1 protein-coding gene is annotated in these 1,824 nt (G+C 60.6%); it reads right to left on the bottom strand.

Annotated elements, in window-relative coordinates:
* Positions 1 to 1,824, bottom strand: a 1,824-nt coding sequence (gene gyrA, locus A2I95_RS35025; RefSeq protein WP_291737172.1) for a DNA gyrase subunit A, incomplete at both ends; no start/stop codon positions are given.

Below are 1,824 nucleotides of genomic sequence, written 5' to 3'. Positions count from 1 at the left end.
GCATGATCGCGGCAATGGATACCCCTGTCGGGATCGGCAGGATGTTGACGATGGCCTTGCCTTTGCCGGTGCGTCCGGACTGCGGCAGGCGCCAGGTCTTCAGCTTGTAGACCATGCCGTCGGTGGTGAAGAACAACAGCTGGGTATGGGTATTGGCTACAAAGAGGGTGGTGATCACATCCTCTTCTTTGGTTTGCATACCCGATACACCTTTACCGCCGCGCTTTTGCGATCGGAAATCAGCCAGCGGAGTGCGCTTGATATAGCCGCCGGAGGTCACGGTAACCACCATGTCCTCGCGCTCGATCAGGTCTTCGTCTTCCATGTCGCCGGACCAGTCGACAATCTCGGTGCGGCGCGGCACGGCGAAGTTGTTGCGCACTTCGCGCAGCTCATCCCCGATGATGCCCATGATGCGCTCGCGCGACGACAGGATCTCAAGGTATTCCTTGATCTTACGGGCCAGCTCTTCCAGCTCGTCGGTGACCTCTTTCACGCCGATCTGCGTCAGGCGCTGCAGCCGCAGCTCAAGGATCGCGCGGGCTTGGGTTTCCGACAGGTTATAGGTGCCGTCGTCATTGGCGGTATGGGTCGGATCATCAATCAGCGCGATGTATTCCAGGATCGGCTGGGCCGGCCAACGGCGGGTCATCAGCTTTTCGCGCGCCTCGGCCGCATCAGCAGACTGGCGGATGGTGGTGACGATTTCGTCGATATTGGTGACCGCAACGGCCAGGCCGCACAGGATGTGGCTGCGTTCACGGGCCTTGCGCAGCAGATACGCGGTGCGGCGCGCCACCACGTCTTCGCGGAAGTCGATGAAGGAGGTCAGGAACCGGCGCAGCGTCAGCTGTTCCGGGCGGCCGCCATTCAGCGCCAGCATGTTGCAGCCAAAGTATGTCTGCATCGGCGTGAAGCGGTACAGCTGGTTCAGCACCACTTCGGGGGTCGCGTCGCGCTTAAGCTCAACCACCACACGCACGCCGTTGCGATCGGATTCGTCCTGCACATGGGCGACGCCTTCGATCTTTTTGTCGCGCACCTGCTCGGCGATCTTTTCGATCATTGCCGCCTTGTTCACCTGATAGGGAATCTCATCCACAACAATGGCATAGCGGTCTTTCCTGATTTCCTCGGTGCGGGTCTTGGCACGGATAACCACACTGCCGCGGCCTTCAAGATAAGCCTTGCGGGCACCGGAGCGTCCCAGCATCACGCCGCCGGTCGGAAAGTCCGGGCCGGGCACGTAATCGATCAGCTGTTCGCTGGTCAGGTCGGGATCGTCGATCAGCGCCAGGGTGGCATCAATCACTTCGCCGAGGTTGTGCGGCGGGATGTTGGTGGCCATGCCGACCGCAATACCGCCGGCGCCATTGACCAGCATATTCGGGAACCGGGCCGGCAGAACCGTCGGTTCGCGGTCCTTGCCATCATAGTTGTCCTGGAAATCGACGGTTTCCTTGTCGATGTCAGACAGCAGGAAGGCTGCCGGTTTGTCCATCCGCACTTCGGTGTAACGCATGGCGGCCGGGTTATCGCCGTCCATCGAGCCAAAGTTGCCCTGGCCGTCCAGAAGCGGCAGCGACATTGAGAAGTCCTGCGCCATCCGCACCAGCGCGTCATAAATCGCGCTGTCACCGTGCGGGTGGTACTTACCCATCACGTCGCCAACAGGGCGGGCCGATTTGCGGTAAGACTTGTCATGTGTGTTGCCGGATTCGTGCATTGCATAGAGAATGCGCCGGTGAACCGGTTTCAGCCCGTCCCTAAGGTCCGGGATGGCACGGCTGACGATGACCGACATGGCATAGTCCAGGTAGGACG

The organism is Leisingera sp. F5 (assembly GCF_001593695.1).
This window is presented reverse-complemented; position numbering and strand designations above follow the sequence as displayed.